This is a genomic window from Coprococcus sp. AM100_B19A (assembly GCF_027662015.1).
In the GTDB taxonomy this organism is placed as follows: Bacteria; Bacillota; Clostridia; order Lachnospirales; family Lachnospiraceae; genus Allocoprococcus; species Allocoprococcus comes.
Window position 1 is genome coordinate 203,667 of record NZ_JAQDKN010000003.1, and the last position, 18,693, is coordinate 222,359.

Here is an 18,693-nt window from a genome sequence, read left to right on the forward strand (position 1 = left end):
AGAATTAAAGGAAATGTATGAAAATACGAGAGAGGTAAAATTATGTCTGATAATAAGAAAATCACGGTGATGACGCTGGCATTTATGGCATTTTCAACAGTATGGGGATTTGGAAATGTATTGAACGGATTCATTTATTTTAACGGAATTCAGGTAATACTAAGCTGGGTTATGATGTTTGTGCTGTATTTTATTCCGTATTCACTGATGGTTGGGGAACTGGGATCGGCTTTTAAAAACAGCGGTGGCGGTGTAAACTCATGGGTTTACGATACAATAGGTCCGAAGGTAGCCTATTATGCAGGCTGGACCTACTGGGCATGCCATATTACGTACATTGCCAGCAAAGGAAGCGGAAGCCTGAAAGCCCTCAGCTGGGCAGTATTCCGTAACGCAGAGACTTATGATACATTCCCGACGATTGGCGTACAGATGGCAACACTGGGGGTATTCCTGATCGGATGTTTTATTGCGAGTAAAGGAATGAATCCGCTGAAAAAGCTGCTTTCTCTTGCCGGGACCAGTATGTTTGTAATGTCGATTTTATATATTATCATGATGCTTGCAGCACCGGCGATCAATCCGGGCGCAGACTATGTAACGATTGATTTCAGCCTGAAGAATCTGATTCCGAACTTTAATATTGGATATTTTTCATCGCTTTCAATCCTTGTATTTGCAGTCGGAGGATGTGAAAAAATTTCGCCTTATGTAAATAAAGTAGAAAATCCAAGCAAAGGCTTCCCGAAAGGAATCATTGCAATGACTGCTATGGTACTGGTATGCGCAATGCTGGGAACGATCGCGATGGGAAGAATGTTTGACCCGGTGGTAATTAACGCCAGTGAAGAATCTTTTAACTCTTATGCGGCAAATGGTTCTTATTGGGCATTCCAGAAACTGGGTGAGTACTATCACATTGGAGATACTTTCCTGATCATCTATGCACTCTGTAACCTGATCGGACAGTTTTCAATTCTGATCCTGAGTATCGATGCACCGCTGCGTATGCTTCTGGATAACGAAAAAACGGCACAGTATATTCCTTCGGGGCTTCGTAAAAAGAATAAATATGGTGCGTATTCCAATGGTATTAAACTGATTTTGGTGCTTGCAGGGGCAATCATCGTAGTGCAGACCTTCCTTCCGGGAGCAGCAGCGGTTCTCCAGCAGCTTACCAGGCTGAATTCCGTATGTATGCCGCTTCGTTATATCTGGGTATTTGTGGCGTACATTGCGCTTCGTAAGGCATATGACCGGATTCCGGCAGAATACCGTTTTGTGAAAAATCAGAAGATCGCATACTTTTTCGGAGGATGGTGTTTTTTTGTGACACTGATCTGTTGTATAATGGGAATGTATAACAAAGATCCATTTACCTTTGCAATGAATGTGATCACACCGGTAGTGCTGACTGCACTTGGAATTATCATGCCGAAGCTTGCCGAACGTGAACGTGCAAAAGAATCTGGAAAATAAAGGGCTGAAATGCTAGGAGGAACATTATGGATAACCAGACAATTAAAGAACTTACATCATTTATAAAGAACTCGCCGACTGCTTTCCATGCAGTAAAATCAATCCGGGATATTCTTACAAAAGAAGGATTTCAGGAGCTGAAAGAGTCGGAAAAATGGAAAATAGAAAAAGGCGGAAAATATTATGTAACTCGTAACCATTCCAGCATTCTTGCATTTAAAGTCGGAAACCAACTGGATGAGTACAGCTTTCATGTAACTGCGTCCCACAGTGACTCACCGACCTTTAAGATCAAAGAGAATGCAGAGATAGAGGTGAAGAAAAAATACACCGTTCTGAATACAGAAGGCTATGGCGGAATGATCTGCTCTACCTGGTTTGACCGTCCGTTATCGGTAGCAGGGCGCGTAATTGTAAAGACGGACAGTGGAATGGAGACCAGATTGGTCAAGGTAGAAAGAGATCTTCTGATGATTCCAAGCCTTGCAATCCATATGGACCGCGCAGTCAATGAAGGCCGTGCGATCAACAAACAGGTAGACATGCTTCCGGTTTTTGCCGGATCGGCAAAAGAACCAGGTGAGATGAAAAAACTGATCGCAGAAGAGCTTGGCGTAGAAGAAGAGAAGATTTATGGTATGGATCTGTTCCTGTATAACCGGATGGAGCCATCTGTATGGGGAAGAGAGAAGGAATTCTTATCCTGCCCACAGCTGGATGATCTGCAGTGTGCGTTTGCGTCACTGAATGGTTTCCTTGCAGGAGAAAATGCAAAAAATATCAATGTATTTGCCTGCTTTGACAATGAAGAGGTTGGATCAGGAACCAAGCAGGGAGCAGCATCGACACTGTTGTCGGATGTGCTTTGTCGGATCAACAAGGCACTGGGAAAAGATGAGGAAGATTTCTATCGTGCAGTTGCCGGAAGTTTTATGCTGAGCTGTGATAATGCACATGCAGTACACCCGAATTATCAGCAGAAGACGGATGTAAATAACTGTAACTATATGAACGAAGGAATCGTGATCAAATCTCATGCCGGTCAGAAATATACCAGTGATGCAGTAAGTATTGCGATTTTCAAGGCAATCTGTGAAAAGGCAGGTGTACCGGTGCAGTTTTTTGCCAACCGTTCGGATGCGGCAGGTGGAAGTACACTGGGAAATATTGCAATGGCGCAGGTATCCATGAATACCGTGGATATCGGACTTCCGCAGCTCGCAATGCATTCGGCTTATGAGACTTCCGGTGTAAAGGATACCGGTTATCTGATCGAGGCATCCAAAGAATTTTACAGCTGTCATATCAAGGCAGCAGGCGATGGTGTGTTTGAAATTGCATAAAGAAGTATTTGCAGGGAGTTCCGGAAGAACTCTCTGCAAGTTTTTCCGAATCTTGAAGAAGGCGTATTTCGAGGAACGATAGAAAAATAAAATTCAGAGTGCATTCTAATTTTTTTATAGACAGGAAAGAAACTGTCCTGTTATAATAATTATGGTGTCAGATCACCGAAATGGCAGAGAATGAGTAACAAGGTTGGGTAAAAGGAATGGCAGAATTAATATATCGAACACTAAGAGAAAATATTGCAGATATTATCCGGAAGAGGATTATTTACCAGGAGCTGGAGCCGGGACAGAAGATTGTGGAACAGGATCTGGCAAAGGAATTTAAGACAAGCAGGGCTCCGATTCGTGAGGCACTTAGACAGCTGGAAAATGAAGGACTTATAGAATATGTAAGAAATGCAGGATGTTCTGTAAAAGAAATTACACTGGAAGAATCATTTGAAATTTACCTTATGCGGGCGAATTACGAAACCATGGCAGTGAAGCTGATGGGCGGAAACGTTCCGGAGGATACCATTTGCCGGATGGAAGAAGTGCTGGAAAAAATGAAAAAACTGGATGAAGAGCAGTTTGACCAGGTTTTTGTCTATGATAACCAGATGCATGGACTGCTTGTAGAGATGACTGGTATGATAAGGCTCTATAAAGCATGGAAAGAGCTGAATTATGGAAATATTGTTACGGGCTTCAGCCTGAGCACGGATAAAAAGCGTGTGGTAGAAAGACAGTATCCGATTCATAAAGAACTGGTGGATGCCTGCAGGGAAAAGAACAAGGAGAAAATCTGTCACGTTCTTTCCGATCATTACATGAGAACGATCCGAAGGCTTTTGAAAGAGCAGGGATTGTCGGAAGAGGATTCCGGATTTTCATTTGATTTTCTTGTCTAGGATACAGAGAGAGGTTACAGTCTTTAGATAGTAGTAAATGGATAAATATTAATAATGAAGAGATGTGGATAGTAATATTCCACATCTTTTTTTGTTGTGTTTTGTTGAATTATAACAAAAAAAGAGTGTAAGACATGAGCTGTATTGAAAAAGTGGTGAAGTTATGCTATATTACTTATAAAGAATGACGATTGTCGACAGTCGCCAAAACAGAAAGGAAATAAAAAGTAATGGGAAAAGCACAGACTAATGAAAAACATCCAAAAGGCTTTTATGCCTGTTGTATCACATTTATGTTTGAACGCCTGGCATTTTACGGAGCAAAGCCAATCTTGCTTCTATTCCTGATCACTGCAACTTTACAGGGTGGTCTTGGTATTGAGCGAACAGATGCGGCAGTCATGGCAGCGAATCTGACAGCGTACACCTATATGGCACCGCTGATCGGAGGAATTATCTCTGACAGATGGCTGGGAGCGAGATATGCGATCTCTCTGGGATATATTATCATGGCAATCGGATATCTGGTAGGCTGGAAGGCAACAGGTCCGGGAATGGTCAATCTGATGATCATTCTTGTATCGATTGGAACCGGTCTTTTCAAAGGAAACTTAAACGCTCTGATCGGAAGACAATATCAGAACAAAGAACTTCTGGATGCTGCATTTTCCATTCAGTATTCTTATGTAAATGTTGGGGCTTTCGTAGGTTCACTGCTTACCGGATTTTTGTATCTCCACTTATTTAAAAAAGGCGATGTGCTTGGATTCCGTCAGTGCTTCTTTGTGGCATCGATTTGGTGCATCGTTGGTCTGGCATGGTTTGTACTGAACTGGAAAAACCTTCAGGGACAGGGTGTGAAACCATTCAAGTATCTTACGGATGAGAATGGAAATGTGATCGGGTCTAACGAAAAGAAAGAAGATGGGAAGAACGATAAGCAGCCGCTTACAAAATTGGAAAGAAACCGTATGATAGCGATCATTCTTGTATCGGCACTCTCTGTTATCTTCTGGCTGTTCTACTATCAGCAGGATCTTGCGCTTGTCATTTATATGACTGATTATGTGAAGATGAGTATTGGCTCTTTTGACATTCCGCCGTCATGGGTTACTACTACATGGAACGGACTTTTGTGTGTCGTTCTTGGTGGTGTGATGGCAGCCATCTGGAAGAAACTTGCCGAGCGTCCGCAGGGCGATATGAATATGTTTAAGAAAGTAGCACTTGGCTTCCTTTTTGTAGGACTTGCGTTTGGAGTAATGGTTGTTTGTGAACTGGTTCGCGGAGTTGGCGCAGATGCTTCTGTAAAAGCAAGCGTTTTCTGGCCATTCCTGTTTGTAACGGTTATTACAATCGGAGAGATGTGTTTCTCACCGCTGCGTAATGCATTTGTAAGTAAGTATGCGCCGAAGAAATATCTCTCACTTTTGATGGGGGTTATCGCAATTTCTACATTTGGCGCAAACAAGTTAAGCCCGTTTGTACAGGCATTTATTGAAAAATTTGATGTGTTCCCTGTATTTGTTGGAATCACAGTCATTATGTTAGTATTTACAGCACTTATCTTCCTGGCTAACAAGAAGCTGAACAGCCTTGTTGAAGGGAAAGAAGAAGCTTAAATGATTCTGCCAAAAAGAGAAAAAAGAAGTCCGGTGATCGAAGGAAAGATCACCGGATTTTCTTTTAACCGAGCATTTCGATAAATGCCCCGAGTCTTGTATTGATCTGTGCCTGGTCACCAGAAGAATAGTCTGTATTGATCGCAATATACGGAAGTCCTTTTTCTTTGGTGACAAAGGTGCGGATCGCATCGGACTCAATGGCAAAGGTATGACATGCCTGCAGAAGGACCTCAACGACACCATCTACCTTATATTCATCAATCTGGGCATCAAGCGCCTCGAGACGTCCCGGGTTCGGACTCATGACCGAACAGTTTACACGAAGATATTTTTCGGCGATTGCAGTGATTGGATCCTTTGTCTCATCAATCGGATCTTTTTTCTCACGTGGACCGCAACAGTTCTCAAAGCCGACAACATCTGCTCCGAGTTCTTCAATCTGGCGTACAATTTTGTCGATCACGCCGGTGGTCGGACATCCGGTAATGAGAACTCTCGGACGGGATGGTTTGCCTTTATATTCCTTTTCATAAAGCTCTTTAAGCTCAGCGGTACGGTGTTCCAGGTATTTGATTTTTTCTTCCAGATCAACCGTGAATTCGTTCGAGGAAATAACTGTGTTGATCTCATAACCGGTAATCGGGGTCGGTTTTAAGCGTCCAATCTCAAAGAAGTCAAGGACGGCCTTGCGTTCCCGGTTGCGAAGATGGATTGCTTTGCGGATTTGCTCATCTGTGATCCTTATGTGATAGAAATCCTCCAGATCTTCTTTGACGCTGATTACCTCCTGTTTCCAGAATTCCAGCGCACCGCGGCCTGTTTTTCCTGGCGGAAGCTGCATAATATGGCAGTGCTTAAGCTCGGACATCAGTTCATACATTTTCTTTTTTCCATCGCAGGTTGTCTCTGCGAGCACCATGTCCGAAAAATAGAAGAATGGACAGCGGTCAGCGAGGGCGGCACCGTAGCTTGCCTTGATCAGAGGACAAAGGTTCTGTGGCAGTCTGGTCTCTGCAATCGGGATATTGTCATCTCCGATCCCGCAAAGTACAACTGCAGCTGCGTCTGCAGCTTCAATCAGTTCCCATGGGGTGTAGGTACAGAAAACTCCGACAATTCTGCGCCCGGACTCCTTCAGCTCTTTCATTTTCAGAAAAGCATTCTTTCTTGCTTCCGGATAGGTTTCAAAATCTTCCGGTAATTTTAAATTGGTCATTTTCAGATCTCCTTTTTTAGAAATGATAGTTTTATCATAAGTGTTTTTAAACGAGATGTATAATTGATATTTTTTATAAAAAAGGAAATTTAAAGATGTTTTCAATGGAAATTCTTAAGAATTCATGATGCCAGGAGGATAGCATTGTGATTGGATTCAAAATAAGGTATATTGAAAACAGGAACGTAAAGTAGAGCGAAAAGAAAAGGAGAACATTTATGGGGGCATTGATTCATATAGAAAATATGAAGAAAATCTACAATCCGGGTGAGAATGAAGTCCGTGCACTTGACGGGATCGATCTGGATATCGAAAAAGGAGACCTGGTTGCGATTGTGGGACATTCAGGCTCGGGAAAATCAACGCTGATGAATATGCTCGGCTGTCTGGATACACCGACTTCCGGCAAGTATGTTCTGGACGGGCAGGATGTGGCGAGTATGACAGATAATCAGCTTGCAGATGTGCGGAATAAAGAGATCGGTTTCATTTTCCAGGGATTCAACCTGATCAGTAATCTGGATGCAGTTGGAAACGTAGAGCTTCCGCTGGTATACCGCGGGGTGTCAAAAAATGAGAGAAAGCAACTTGCGATGGAAGCCCTGAAAAGTGTCGGTCTGGAAGACCGGATGAAGCATAAGCCGAATGAAATGTCCGGAGGACAGCAGCAGAGAGTTGCGGTGGCAAGAGCGGTTGCCGCAAAACCGCCGATCATTCTTGCCGATGAACCGACCGGCAATCTGGATACGAAATCAACACAGGAGATCATGGAAATCCTGAAAGAACTGCACAGGTCAGGCAGAACGGTTATTATCATCACACATGATGAAGAGATTGCCAGTCAGGCACACCGGGTGATCCGGATACTGGATGGCAGGATTGAAGAAGATTATTGTAACAGGTAATGCACAAAGTTAAAGTTCGTTTTGGATTTCAACTAATCTTTTAAAATGCAACATTTTCGTTTACCTTTCCAGGTAAATGCGGTAAAATAAAAGAAAAAGGGATCTGGCATCAAAAGCCAGATAAGACAGGAGGGTTTTTGTATGAAGATGATTATGGCGATCCTGCATAAGGATGATGAACTGGAGACGATAGAGGAACTGAATATTGCCGGATACATGGTAACAAAGCTGGCTACAACCGGTGGATTTCTGAAGAAAAAGAGCACCACGATCATGGTTGTAGTGGATGATGAGAAGGTAGCAGAGGCACTGAAGATCATCAAGAAGAATTCTGGCGAAAGAAAGACGATCACTTATGCAAACCCGGCATTGATCTCAGGACAGAGCAGCATGAGCGCAGCACCGTCCGTTCCGATCAATGTGCAGGTAGGCGGAAGTACGATTTTTGTACTGAACGTGGAGCAGATGGAGAAATACTAAAGTTTATGGAAATTGTAATCTTGAGTTTTACAGATGCAGGCTGTCAGATGGCCTGTAAAGTCAGAGAGAATTTCATACAAAGCGGATACCGTGTCAAAGTGTATACTTTGACACGGTTTTGCAGATTATACGGATTTCATGCTTTTCCGGAAGATAAGAAAAGCTGGATAGGCAGCCTCTGGGGAGAGAAGGCTTTGTTTTTTATCGGGGCGGCAGGAATCGCAGTGCGGATGATCGCCCCTCATGTGAAAGACAAATTTACCGATTCGCCGGTTCTGGTGATGGATGAAAAAGGAAGCTATGTGATTCCGCTCCTGTCGGGACATGTGGGCGGAGCTGTAGAGCTTGCAAAGGAAATCGCGGAGAAAATAAATGCGCAGGCAGTACTTACTACAGCAACGGATGTAGAACAAAAGTTTGCAGTAGATGTATTTGCAAAAAGCAATGGTCTGGTACTGACAGACCGGAAAAAGGCAAAGGAGATTTCAGCTGTGGTTCTGGATGGGAATAAGATTGGACTTTACAGTGTATTTCCAGTAGAAGGAAAGTTTCCGGAGGAATTAAAGCTATGTGAAACAGAAGAGTTTCTCAGAAACTATCCATATGGAATCCGGATTGCAGGAAGAAGTGGTGAAAGGCGGGAAGAAGAGACGATTCTGGATCTTCCGCCGAAGAACCTGGTGCTGGGAATCGGATGTCGCAAAGGGATTTCCGAAGAAGAAATCCAAAGCGCGGTCAATGAGGCAAAAAAGATCCTTGGATTTACAGAAAAGGAAGTCATTGAGATCGACAGTATTGATTTGAAAAAAGAAGAAGAGGGATTACTTTCTTATGCGGCAAAGTGGAAGCTTCCATTTTACACGTTTTCAGCAGAAGAGTTGGGAAAAGTTAAATGTGTCAGCTCCCATTCGGAGTTTGTCAGGAAGGTCACGGGTGTGGACAATGTCTGTGAGCGGGCGGCGATTCTTGCAGCCGGAGAGGATGGCAGGCTTCTGATGCCGAAGCAGTGCATGAATCGGGTGACAATAGCAGTGGCAGAAAAGAAGGTAAGGATCAGAATATGAAGCGGATTTTAATATTTTCAGGGACAACAGAGGGAAGGCGGATTACGGAATTTCTAGATGGAAGAAATGTAAAAGTTTATGTCAGTGCCGCAACCGAATATGGAAAAGAATGTACCGGAGAGCATGAGAATGCGGAAGTCTTTTTTGGACGTATGGATCAGAGGCAGATGGCAGAGATGATAAAGGAAAAGCAGATCGATCTGGTGATCGATGCAACCCATCCATTTGCACAGCTTGTGACTGGGGAGATAAGGAGGGCCTGCGAAATCTCCGGTGTGCAGTATCTGCGTTGCCTGCGGGAGAAGATGGAAGCAGTGCCGGATGAAGCGGATAGGGTGATCTGGGCGCAGTCGGTTGAAGATGCGGTGGAATATCTGCAAAATACAGAAGGAAAGATCCTGATTACCACCGGAAGCAAGGAACTGATAAAATATACAAAGCTTACGGAGTATAAAGAGCGCTGCTTTGCGCGAGTCCTCTCTACGGAGCAGGCGGTTATGGAATCGGTCGCGCTTGGCTTTGAAGGAAAGCATCTCATTGCAATGCAGGGACCATTTTCAAAGGAGATGAACGTGGCTACGATCCATCAGACAGGCGCAAAATATTTTGTGACCAAAGAATCGGGAAAAGCCGGAGGCTTTGGAGAAAAGGTACAGGCAGCAAAGGAAACAGGGGCAGTTCTTGTTGCGGTAGGAAGACCAAAAGAAACAGGGAGAACATTTTCAGAAGTCTGTAAATGGCTGGAAAAGAATCTGTAATAAAAGTTCAGAAAATAGTTATGGGGAGATAAAGTCAGAGATCAGAAAGGCAGATGGGGAAGATGAATCTGACAGATTTGCATTATGTAGTTGAAATCGATAAGAGTGGATCAATCTCAAAGGCGGCGAAGGAACTTTATGTGGCGCAGCCAAATCTTAGTAAAGCGATCAAGCATCTGGAGCGGGAATTTGGAATTTCTATCTTTGAGCGGTCGTCAAAGGGAGTTAAGGCGACAAGAGAAGGACAGAAATTTCTGGAGTATGCCAAAAGGATCATTTACGAAATAGAGGAAATGAAAAGGGACTGCAGTGATCTGGGGAAAGAAAATCTCTCATTTAAGATTACTGTTCCGAGGGCAAGTTACATTTCCAGTGCATTTGCAGAGTTTATCGGAATGCAGAGCAAGGAAACGGCGATCAAAGCAGAATTTCAGGAAAACAGTTCTATGCATGCCATTGAAAATGTGTTGCAGAACGGGTATTCCATGGGAATCATCCGGTATCTGTGCGAGAATGAACCTTATTTTCAGTCGCTTCTTGATCTGAAAGGGCTGGATGCAGAACTTCTGGCAGAGCTTCCGTATGTGATCTTAACTTCTGCGGATGGAGATCTTGCAAAGAGGGAGTTAAAGACAAGAGAAGAACTGGAAGATGGTGTGGAAATCCTGCATGGGGACTGGAAACTTCCGACCGGAGAATACACCGAGCTGAGTGAGAATGGAGAGTCGCTTCATCCACATAATAAAATTTATATTTTTGAAAGGGGAAGCCAGTTTGATATTTTGCGGGAAGTAAAAAACAGTTATATGTGGGTATCGCCAGTACCGGAAAAATTAAGGAAAAACTACAATCTGGTGCAGAAGCATGCCGGATTTTCCAGACAGATGATCCGGGATGTGCTGATCTACAAAAAGGGTTATCAGAAAAAATTGTACGAAAGAGAATTTATTGAGCATTTAAAAGAAACAATCCGTGAAATGATGTAAATGAGAGCAGAATGATATATCGGACCAAGATATATCCATTCTGCTCTTTTTGTGTATTTGATGAGCTGGGTACACATTTATCCGTCTATTCACAAATACTAATACTTTTGATTCTTGTATTATTATATATTGGAAAATATATAGCTATCATATATGAAACGTATAAACGAAAACTATAGATATATGTTATAATGTCATAAAAATAATAGAATAATAAGAAGGAAATGTACAATATGACGAAGGAGGAAATGGAATGTTAGATGCATCTTATTATCAGAAAACGGATGAGATCATTGCCATGCATACAAGGGAGGAACGCTCATTGATACCGATCATTCAGGATATTCAGGAGGAATACCGTTATCTTCCACCGGAACTGCTTACCTATGTAGCAAAACAGATCGGGATTACAGAGGCAAAAGCGTACAGTGTGGCAAGCTTTTATGAGAATTTTTCATTTGAACCGAAAGGAAAGTATGTGATCAAGGTCTGTGACGGAACAGCCTGTCATGTGCGTAAATCCATTCCGATCCTGGAAGCGCTGTATAAAGAGCTGGGGTTAAATGAGCACAAGCATACATCAGACGATATGCTTTTTACAGTAGAGACTGTATCCTGTCTTGGAGCCTGTGGACTTGCACCTGCGATCACAGTTAATGATGAAGTACATCCGAAGATGTCACCGGAGAAGGTAATCAAACTTCTTGAAGAACTGAGAGGTGAAGAAAATGAAAATTGAAAACAGAACGGAATTGAAGGAATATCGTATTGAATGTCAGAAAAAACAATCGGCTGACTGCAGAGTACTGGTTTGCGGGGGAACCGGATGTCTGGCAAGTGGATCAGGCAAGATTTATGAAAAGTTAAAAGAACTGACAAAAGATCATACAGGGGTAGAAGTAAAGATCGGGGAAGAAATCGCACATACAAAGGTTATGAAGAGTGGATGTCATGGCTTCTGCGAGATGGGACCTCTGGTAAGAATTGAGCCATATAATTATTTATATATTAAAGTAAAACTGGAAGACTGCGAAGAGATTTATAACGAAACAATCCTGGGTGGCAGACCGGTAGAGCGACTTCTCTACAAAATGGATGGAGTGACCTATCCGTCACAGGAAGAGATTCCGTTCTACGCAAAGCAGACCAGACTGGTACTGAAGAATTGCGGACATATCGACGCAGAGCATATTGGGGGTGCACTTGCAGTCGGTGCTTATGCCGGAATCGAAAAGGCACTCTTTGAGATGACACCGGAAGCAGTGATCCAGACAATCTATGATTCGAATCTGCGTGGACGTGGAGGTGCCGGATTCCGCACCGGCAGAAAGTGGCAGCAGGTTGCTTCCCAGAAAGAAAAGATCCGCTATGTGGTCTGCAATGGTGATGAAGGTGATCCGGGTGCATTTATGGACCGAAGTATCATGGAAGGTGATCCGCACCGTATGATCGAGGGCATGATGATCGCAGCATATGCAGTACAGGCACAGGAAGGCTATATCTATGTACGTGCAGAATATCCGCTTGCGATTGAAAGACTGAAGACAGCGATCAGCCAGGCAGAGGCAATCGGACTTTTAGGAGACAACATTCTTGGAACCAATTTCAGTTTCCATTTACATATCAACCGTGGTGCAGGTGCATTCGTCTGTGGAGAAGGCAGCGCACTGACGGCATCCATTGAAGGAAAACGTGGAATGCCGAGAGTAAAACCGCCACGTACAGTAGAGCAGGGATTATGGGCAAGACCAACTGTTCTTAATAACGTAGAAACCTATGCCAATGTTCCGATGATCGTAACAAATGGTGCAGACTGGTTCAAAGGAATCGGTACACCAGAGAGTCCCGGAACGAAAGCATTTGCACTGACCGGTAATGTAAGAAATACAGGACTGATCGAAGTACCAATGGGAATTACATTGCGCGAAGTTATTTATGACATCGGCGGTGGAATCCAGAATGACAAGAAATTCAAAGCAGTACAGATCGGTGGTCCGTCCGGTGGATGTCTGACCGAGGATCAGCTGGACAGTAAGATGGACTTTGATTCACTGGCGAAGATCGGGGCAATGATCGGTTCGGGCGGTCTGGTTATCATGGACGAGGATACCTGTATGGTAGAGGTTGCCAGATTCTTCATGAGTTTTACACAGAGAGAAAGCTGTGGAAAATGTGTTCCTTGCCGTGAAGGTACAAAGAGAATGCTTGAAATCCTGGAGCGTATTGTAGCAGGAAACGGAAAACCATCCGATATGGACGAGCTTCGTGAACTGGCAGATATGATTGAGAGTACGGCGCTTTGCGGACTTGGAAAGAGCGCACCGAAACCGGTTATCAGTACCATGAATGCATTTGAAGAGGAATATCTGGAACATATCAACGAGAAACGCTGCCGGACAGGTGTCTGTTCAAATCTGCGTAAATTCCAGATCGATCCGGAGATATGCAAGGGCTGCTCGAAGTGTGCAAGAAACTGTCCGGCAGGTGCAATTGAAGGCGTGCTGAAATCTCCTTATCATATCAATCAGGAGAAATGTATCAAGTGCGGAGCCTGCATGGAACAGTGTCCGTTTAAAGCAATTCATATCGAGAAATAGGAGGAATGAGTCATGGGATATATGACAATAGATGGAAGGAAGGTAGAGTTTACAGATGAGCCGAATGTACTTTCTGTCATCCGTAATGCAGATATAGATATACCGACACTCTGCTACCATTCAGAACTGTCTGTGTATGGAGCCTGTCGTTTGTGTACCGTAGAAGATGAGAGAGGAAAGACGTTTGCATCCTGTTCAGAACCGCCAAGAGATGGGATGGTCATTTACACGAATACTCCGCGTCTTATGAAATATCGTAAGATGATTCTGGAGCTTTTACTTGCTGCACATTGCAGAGACTGTACAACCTGTATCAAGAGTGGAGAATGTCAGCTTCAGGCGCTGGCACACCGTATGGGCGTCACAACCGTCCGATTTGAAAATACAAAAGAACAGTATCCACTGGATTTCAGTTCACCGTCAATCGTGCGTGACCCGAATAAATGTATTCTCTGTGGTGACTGTGTCCGTATGTGCGACAATGTACAGTCTGTTAATGCGATTGATTTTGCATACCGGGGAACAAAGGCTCTGGTAACACCGGCATTTAACAAAAAGATTGCAGAGACAGACTGCGTAAACTGTGGACAGTGCAGGGTTGTCTGTCCTACAGGTGCGATCAGTATCAATACCAATATCGAAGTGATCTGGGACCTTCTTGCAGATAAGAATACAAAGGTGATCGCACAGATCGCACCGGCAGTCCGGGTCGCAGTCGGCGATCAGTTCGGCCTTCCAAGAGGGGAAAATGTGATGGGAAAACTCGTCAATGTGTTGCACCGCCTTGGATTTGATGAAGTTTATGATACTTCTTATGGTGCAGACCTTACGGTGATCGAGGAATCTGAAGAGCTTCTTGAACGACTTGCATCCGGAGAAAATCTCCCATTATTTACATCCTGCTGTCCGGCATGGGTAAAATTCTGTGAGAACCGTTATCCGGATCTGGCAAAAAATCTGTCAACCTGCCGTTCACCACAGCAGATGTTTGGTGCTGTGATCCGTGAATACTATAAAGATCCGGAAAAGAATGGTGGAAAGAGAATCGTTTCTGTATCGATCATGCCGTGTACTGCAAAGAAAGAAGAGATTTTAAGACCGGAATCTTCCACGAATGGAAAACAGGATATTGATTATGTACTGACTACAACAGAGCTGATTACAATGATCCGGAAATCCGGTATCCGCTTTGAAAATCTGGAGATCGAAGCATCCGATATGCCGTTTGGTATCGGATCTGGTGCAGGTGTGATCTTCGGAGTAACCGGTGGTGTGACAGAAGCCGTACTCAGGCGCCTTCGTGAAGGACATAACCGTGTGGAAATGGATAAGATCAAATTCAGTGGAGTTCGTGGAGAAGAAGGACTGAAAGAAGTAGAGTTTGATTACAACGGACGTACTATCCATGCAGCTGTTGTCAGTGGACTTGGAAATGCAGATGCGCTGATGAAGAAGATCCAGAAGGGCGAGGTACATTACGACTTTGTTGAGGTTATGGCATGCAGGCGCGGATGTATCATGGGTGGCGGACAGCCAGTCCCGGCAGGTCCGAGAAGCAGGATAGCCAGAAGCAAAGGCCTGTATGATACCGATATCAATACGCAGATTAAGAAGTCGAATGAGAATCCGCTGATCCTGTCATTATATGATGAACTTCTGAAAGGAAAGACCCACGAATTACTTCATCGTAATTTTGAGGCAGCGAAAAAATAAAATTGTACGAAAAAGAGTATAAGACAATGCAGTCGTCGATCTGGCGGCTGCATTGTCTTATTTCAGAATATTTCCATACATTCACTGGCACTTTTTTCTCATTTCGATCCCCTTCGCTTTCTATATATAAATGAAGTAGGTCATGAAATTATGATAAACATATAGTCATTAAGGTGTCGATTTTGAAACAAAAACTTCCGGGATTTTTAATGGAGAGTTTGGAAAAATAGGGAAATAAACCAGGAAAGATGACTCTTGTCAAGAAGAAACATATCTGTTATAGTGAGTAAGAATAAATAAAGAAACTTTTTCAGTGCTAGGCAGAAGAATTTCTGGTCGGCTTAAAAGGGAATCAGGTGAAAGTCCTGAGCGATCCGGTCACTGTAAATGAGGAGCAAAGCGGCGGCAAGCCATTGCATAAAAAATGTGAGAAGGTGCAGCTTTGTTAAGATCCATAAGCCAGGAGACCTGCTGAAAGAGAGTAAATTGCTTCCGATGAAAGCGTGTTTACATACACAAAGAAATGATATCTTGCTTCATACTGAGTATGAAAGCAAGATTTTTGTGCTGCCATATATACGGAAAAGAGTTCCGGTGGCAGAGGATGTAGGTGAAGTCTGCTTTCAGGAAAAAGGAAGCAGATTTTTTTGCATACGATGAGCCAAGTGCAGATTTATGCTTGCACGAGGAACTGAATTTGGCGAATGTACATCATCGAGCTGTCAAGCGACAAAAGATCAGGACATCAGGAGGAAGAGTTGGATTATGAAGAGGAATTCAAAACAGTTTCTTGCACTTTTCATGGCAGTTGCAATGTCGGTTACACCGGTTTCTTATGCTTACGCTGAGGACAGTGCAGTGGCAGGAGTAGAAAATACAGAATCAGGTCAGCAGACCGTAGAAGTAACAGACAGAAAAATCGGTGCGGCAGACGCAGCAGGTCAGCCGGCTGAAGAAGTGACTGGACAGGAAGAAGAAACGACTGCCGGACAGGGAACGGACGAGAATCAGAAGAGTCAGGAAGAGCCGAAAGCAGAAGAAAATGCGGCAACAGGGAATGTAACTGAGGCAGAGAAAAAAGAAGCGGGCGAAGACGGAAAGAGCGAAGAGAAGGCTGCAAAGGAGCAGAAGGTTAAGTCGGAAGAAACGGCGGAAAATGCCGGGGAAGTGAAGACGCAGGAAGCGAAAAATGTTACCAGTGATTTTGAAATGTTTAAGGTTGGATCGTCTTCTGTTGTAAAAGAAAATGATCACCTGAAAGTTTCGATAGAAACAGAGAGTAAAACTTACAATAAAATTTATATTGGAAGTAAAGCTGATATAGTTGAACGGAAAGAAGAAAAGGCGATAGTTGGAACGGGAACAAGCAAAGGGTATATATTTACGTTTGAACTTCCACTGTCAGCAGATGGAACGGATGTTGCCTTTGTACCACATAGCCAAGAGAACGGTTGGGAGAGTAGGAAAGCAGACGGAGATTACACGCTTCATATCTCATCGTCAGCAGAAAATAAAAAAGACGACACAGAAAATCCTGAACAGGGAGGCAATTCAGGAGAGAACAAACCGGGAACCGGAAGTGGCGAAAACCAGAAACCGGGAAATGAGGACAAGAACGTACTGGATACTGGAAAGTATGTAGTAGATGTTGATGCAGCTTCAGCTAGTGGAATGTTTCGTGTAGTAAATTGCGTGCTGACATCTGTTGGTGGCAAGATGCAGGCAGATATTACACTTAGTGGAACAGGATATGATTATTTATACGTGGGAACCGCTAAGGATGCTGAAAAAGCTTCAAAAGATCAGTTAATTGCGCCTAAAGAAATTGTAGAAGGAAAATGTGTATTTACAGTGCCGGTGGAAAGCATGAATACTGGGATTCAGATTGCAGCACATGGGAAAAAAGGTGGTAAATGGTTTGATCGTACATTAACATTCAAGACAGAAGGAATGACCAAATATGTTCAGGTAAGTGATGGCTCTTATAAAGTAAACGTAACTTCAAGTTCATCCATGTTTAAAGTTACGGATTGCATCTTAACATCAAAAAATGGAGAGATGACTGCAAAAATTACACTCAGTGGTACAGGATATGATTATCTGTATGTAGGAACAAGTGCAGAAGCAGCACTTGCAGATAAGTCCAAGTGGATTCCTTATGTTGTGGACAAAAATGGTATGTATACCTATACGATTCCGGTTTCTTTATTAGACACAGGAATTTCAGTGGCAGCATTTTCTCATAAAAAGCAAGTATGGTATGACCGTACCTTGACATTCGCCTCAGCAGGCATGAAGAATCTGAACAATAGCAATTCCACAAATGGAACTACTGGAAATAATGGCAACACCAACCAGGGAAATAACACCAGCCAGAACACCAACTTTGGAACCGGCACCACTTCCGGAGGCACAGGCACAAACCAGACCCCGGACAAAGAATCCAAATACGAGGCAGATTTAAATGGTGGAACTGCCCGTGTAAACAGTGCAACAACACTTGCAGACGGTGTCTATACACCGGATAAATTTTCCTGGTCAGGTGGAACCGGAAAGGTCAGTATCAGTTGTACCAAGATTACCGTGACAGGCGGTCAGGCATATGCTACCATTGTATTTAGCAGTAGTTCTTATGGCTATGTAAAAGCGAATGGAAATACCTATTATCCGACAGCAACCGGAAGTACGTCTACATTTGTCATTCCGGTAGAACTGAACAAGAACAATACGATCATCGGTATGACAACCAAGATGTCAACAGCGCATGAAATCAGCTATTCGATTTTCATTTACCTAAGTGCTGCAGCAAAAGCAGACGGAACTACAGTAAGTGGGGAGACCAATTTAAGTGCAGATACACTGGATGAGAAAGCGCCGGAAATCATGGGACTTTCTTATCAGTCTGAGACAAAGGTAGAGCATGCTAAGTACTTCAAGATCTATCATTATGATCAGGGAATCACTCTTTTAGAAATCGATCAGAGAAAAGATGAGGATACAAAAGAGACCAAGACAAAGGATACAAAAGAAGATACAGATTCCGGACTGACACCGGCACAGGAAGAACAGCTTGCGCTTTACAAAGCAAAGATCGTCCGTTATCTGATCGTCCCGGAAGACGCAGAAATTCCGGCAGGTCTGGATAAAGAAATGATCGTGATCCAGAAGCCAAAGAAGTCTGCATATGTAGGTTCAGAGGAAGTACTGGGAATCCTGGATAAGCTGAATGCAACAGACCAGATTACATCAGTAGGGGTAAAACAGAAGAACTGTAAGGTAGAAGGCATTGCAAAAGCAATGAAAGCTAAGAAGATCATTTATGCAGGAACCTATAAGAAACCGGAAAATAAAAAACTGATGAAGAGTAAGTGTGATCTTGCAATCCTTTCCAATAAAATTCTTCCGGATGAAAAGAATGAGAAGAAAATGTCGGTAGAAGATCAGCAGAAGAGATACGAAGAGCTGGCAGAAAAATTTGTTCTTCTGGATGTTCCGATGATCGTTGACCGGTCAGCAGATGAGGAAAAGGATGATGCAAAAGCAGAGTGGAGCAAGGTTTACGAGGCAATTTTCGCGCAGACAGACAGTACAGATTCTTCTGCAAAAAACTAGGTAGATTCTTTTTTGGATA

General features: G+C 43.4%; 14 protein-coding genes and 1 riboswitch. Of the genes, 13 read left to right on the forward strand and 1 reads right to left on the reverse strand.

All coding sequences use genetic code 11. From position 1 onward, the window contains the following. The first annotated feature begins 42 nt into the window (after nucleotides 1–42). From PGQ33_RS04590 to PGQ33_RS04605, 4 genes are all read left to right on the forward strand, one after another. Nucleotides 43–1,479 (forward strand): APC family permease, encoded by a 1,437-nt coding sequence (locus PGQ33_RS04590; protein WP_117555764.1) that lies wholly within the window; start codon nucleotides 43–45, stop codon nucleotides 1,477–1,479. 26 nt (nucleotides 1,480–1,505) lie between these two features. After that, nucleotides 1,506–2,822, forward strand: a complete 1,317-nt coding sequence (locus tag PGQ33_RS04595) for a M18 family aminopeptidase (protein WP_117834409.1) — start codon at nucleotides 1,506–1,508, stop codon at nucleotides 2,820–2,822. A gap of 206 nt (nucleotides 2,823–3,028) precedes the next feature. Then, a complete protein-coding gene (locus tag PGQ33_RS04600; RefSeq protein ID WP_117834407.1) occupies nucleotides 3,029–3,718 on the forward strand; it encodes a GntR family transcriptional regulator in 690 nt (229 codons plus the stop codon). Nucleotides 3,719–3,948: 230 nt separating this feature from the next. Beyond that, entirely contained in the window at nucleotides 3,949–5,340 is a 1,392-nt protein-coding gene (locus tag PGQ33_RS04605) for a peptide MFS transporter (protein WP_008371821.1), read from the forward strand. A 64-nt stretch (nucleotides 5,341–5,404) separates the two neighbouring features. On the opposite strand, the gene PGQ33_RS04610 is transcribed toward PGQ33_RS04605, so the two are convergent. Further along, nucleotides 5,405–6,559 carry a double-cubane-cluster-containing anaerobic reductase gene (locus PGQ33_RS04610; protein ID WP_117834405.1) on the reverse strand — a complete coding sequence of 385 codons (1,155 nt, stop codon included), beginning with the start codon at nucleotides 6,557–6,559 and terminating at the stop codon, nucleotides 5,405–5,407. Nucleotides 6,560–6,777: 218 nt separating this feature from the next. On the opposite strand from PGQ33_RS04610, the gene PGQ33_RS04615 reads away from it, so the two are divergent. From PGQ33_RS04615 to PGQ33_RS04655, 9 genes are all read left to right on the forward strand, one after another. Continuing rightward, nucleotides 6,778–7,464, forward strand: coding sequence for an ABC transporter ATP-binding protein (locus PGQ33_RS04615; RefSeq protein WP_270202818.1), 687 nt, complete (start codon nucleotides 6,778–6,780; stop codon nucleotides 7,462–7,464). A gap of 141 nt (nucleotides 7,465–7,605) precedes the next feature. Beyond that, on the forward strand, nucleotides 7,606–7,944 hold the full coding sequence (locus PGQ33_RS04620; protein WP_008371815.1) for a cyclic-di-AMP receptor: 339 nt from the start codon (nucleotides 7,606–7,608) through the stop codon (nucleotides 7,942–7,944). A gap of 5 nt (nucleotides 7,945–7,949) precedes the next feature. Beyond that, on the forward strand, nucleotides 7,950–9,008 hold the full coding sequence (locus PGQ33_RS04625; protein WP_055246531.1) for a cobalt-precorrin 5A hydrolase: 1,059 nt from the start codon (nucleotides 7,950–7,952) through the stop codon (nucleotides 9,006–9,008). Then, nucleotides 9,005–9,766 carry a precorrin-6A reductase gene (cobK, locus tag PGQ33_RS04630; RefSeq protein ID WP_270205351.1) on the forward strand — a complete coding sequence of 254 codons (762 nt, stop codon included), beginning with the start codon at nucleotides 9,005–9,007 and terminating at the stop codon, nucleotides 9,764–9,766. Before PGQ33_RS04625 ends, cobK begins: the two co-directional genes overlap by 4 nt. Before the next feature lie 62 nt (nucleotides 9,767–9,828). Then, nucleotides 9,829–10,752 (forward strand): LysR family transcriptional regulator, encoded by a 924-nt coding sequence (locus PGQ33_RS04635; protein WP_270205352.1) that lies wholly within the window; start codon nucleotides 9,829–9,831, stop codon nucleotides 10,750–10,752. A 253-nt stretch (nucleotides 10,753–11,005) separates the two neighbouring features. Further along, complete coding sequence (locus PGQ33_RS04640) at nucleotides 11,006–11,491, forward strand: complex I 24 kDa subunit family protein (RefSeq protein WP_022220742.1); 486 nt, start codon at nucleotides 11,006–11,008, stop codon at nucleotides 11,489–11,491. Next, complete coding sequence (locus PGQ33_RS04645; protein ID WP_008371805.1) at nucleotides 11,481–13,349, forward strand: NADH-quinone oxidoreductase subunit NuoF; 1,869 nt, start codon at nucleotides 11,481–11,483, stop codon at nucleotides 13,347–13,349. Before PGQ33_RS04640 ends, PGQ33_RS04645 begins: the two co-directional genes overlap by 11 nt. A 12-nt stretch (nucleotides 13,350–13,361) precedes the next feature. Further along, nucleotides 13,362–15,062 (forward strand): [FeFe] hydrogenase, group A, encoded by a 1,701-nt coding sequence (locus PGQ33_RS04650; RefSeq protein WP_117822865.1) that lies wholly within the window; start codon nucleotides 13,362–13,364, stop codon nucleotides 15,060–15,062. A 294-nt stretch (nucleotides 15,063–15,356) separates the two neighbouring features. Further along, nucleotides 15,357–15,552: riboswitch (cobalamin riboswitch) on the forward strand. 275 nt (nucleotides 15,553–15,827) lie between these two features. Next, nucleotides 15,828–18,674 (forward strand): hypothetical protein, encoded by a 2,847-nt coding sequence (locus PGQ33_RS04655; RefSeq protein ID WP_270205353.1) that lies wholly within the window; start codon nucleotides 15,828–15,830, stop codon nucleotides 18,672–18,674. The last annotated feature ends 19 nt before the right edge of the window (nucleotides 18,675–18,693 follow it).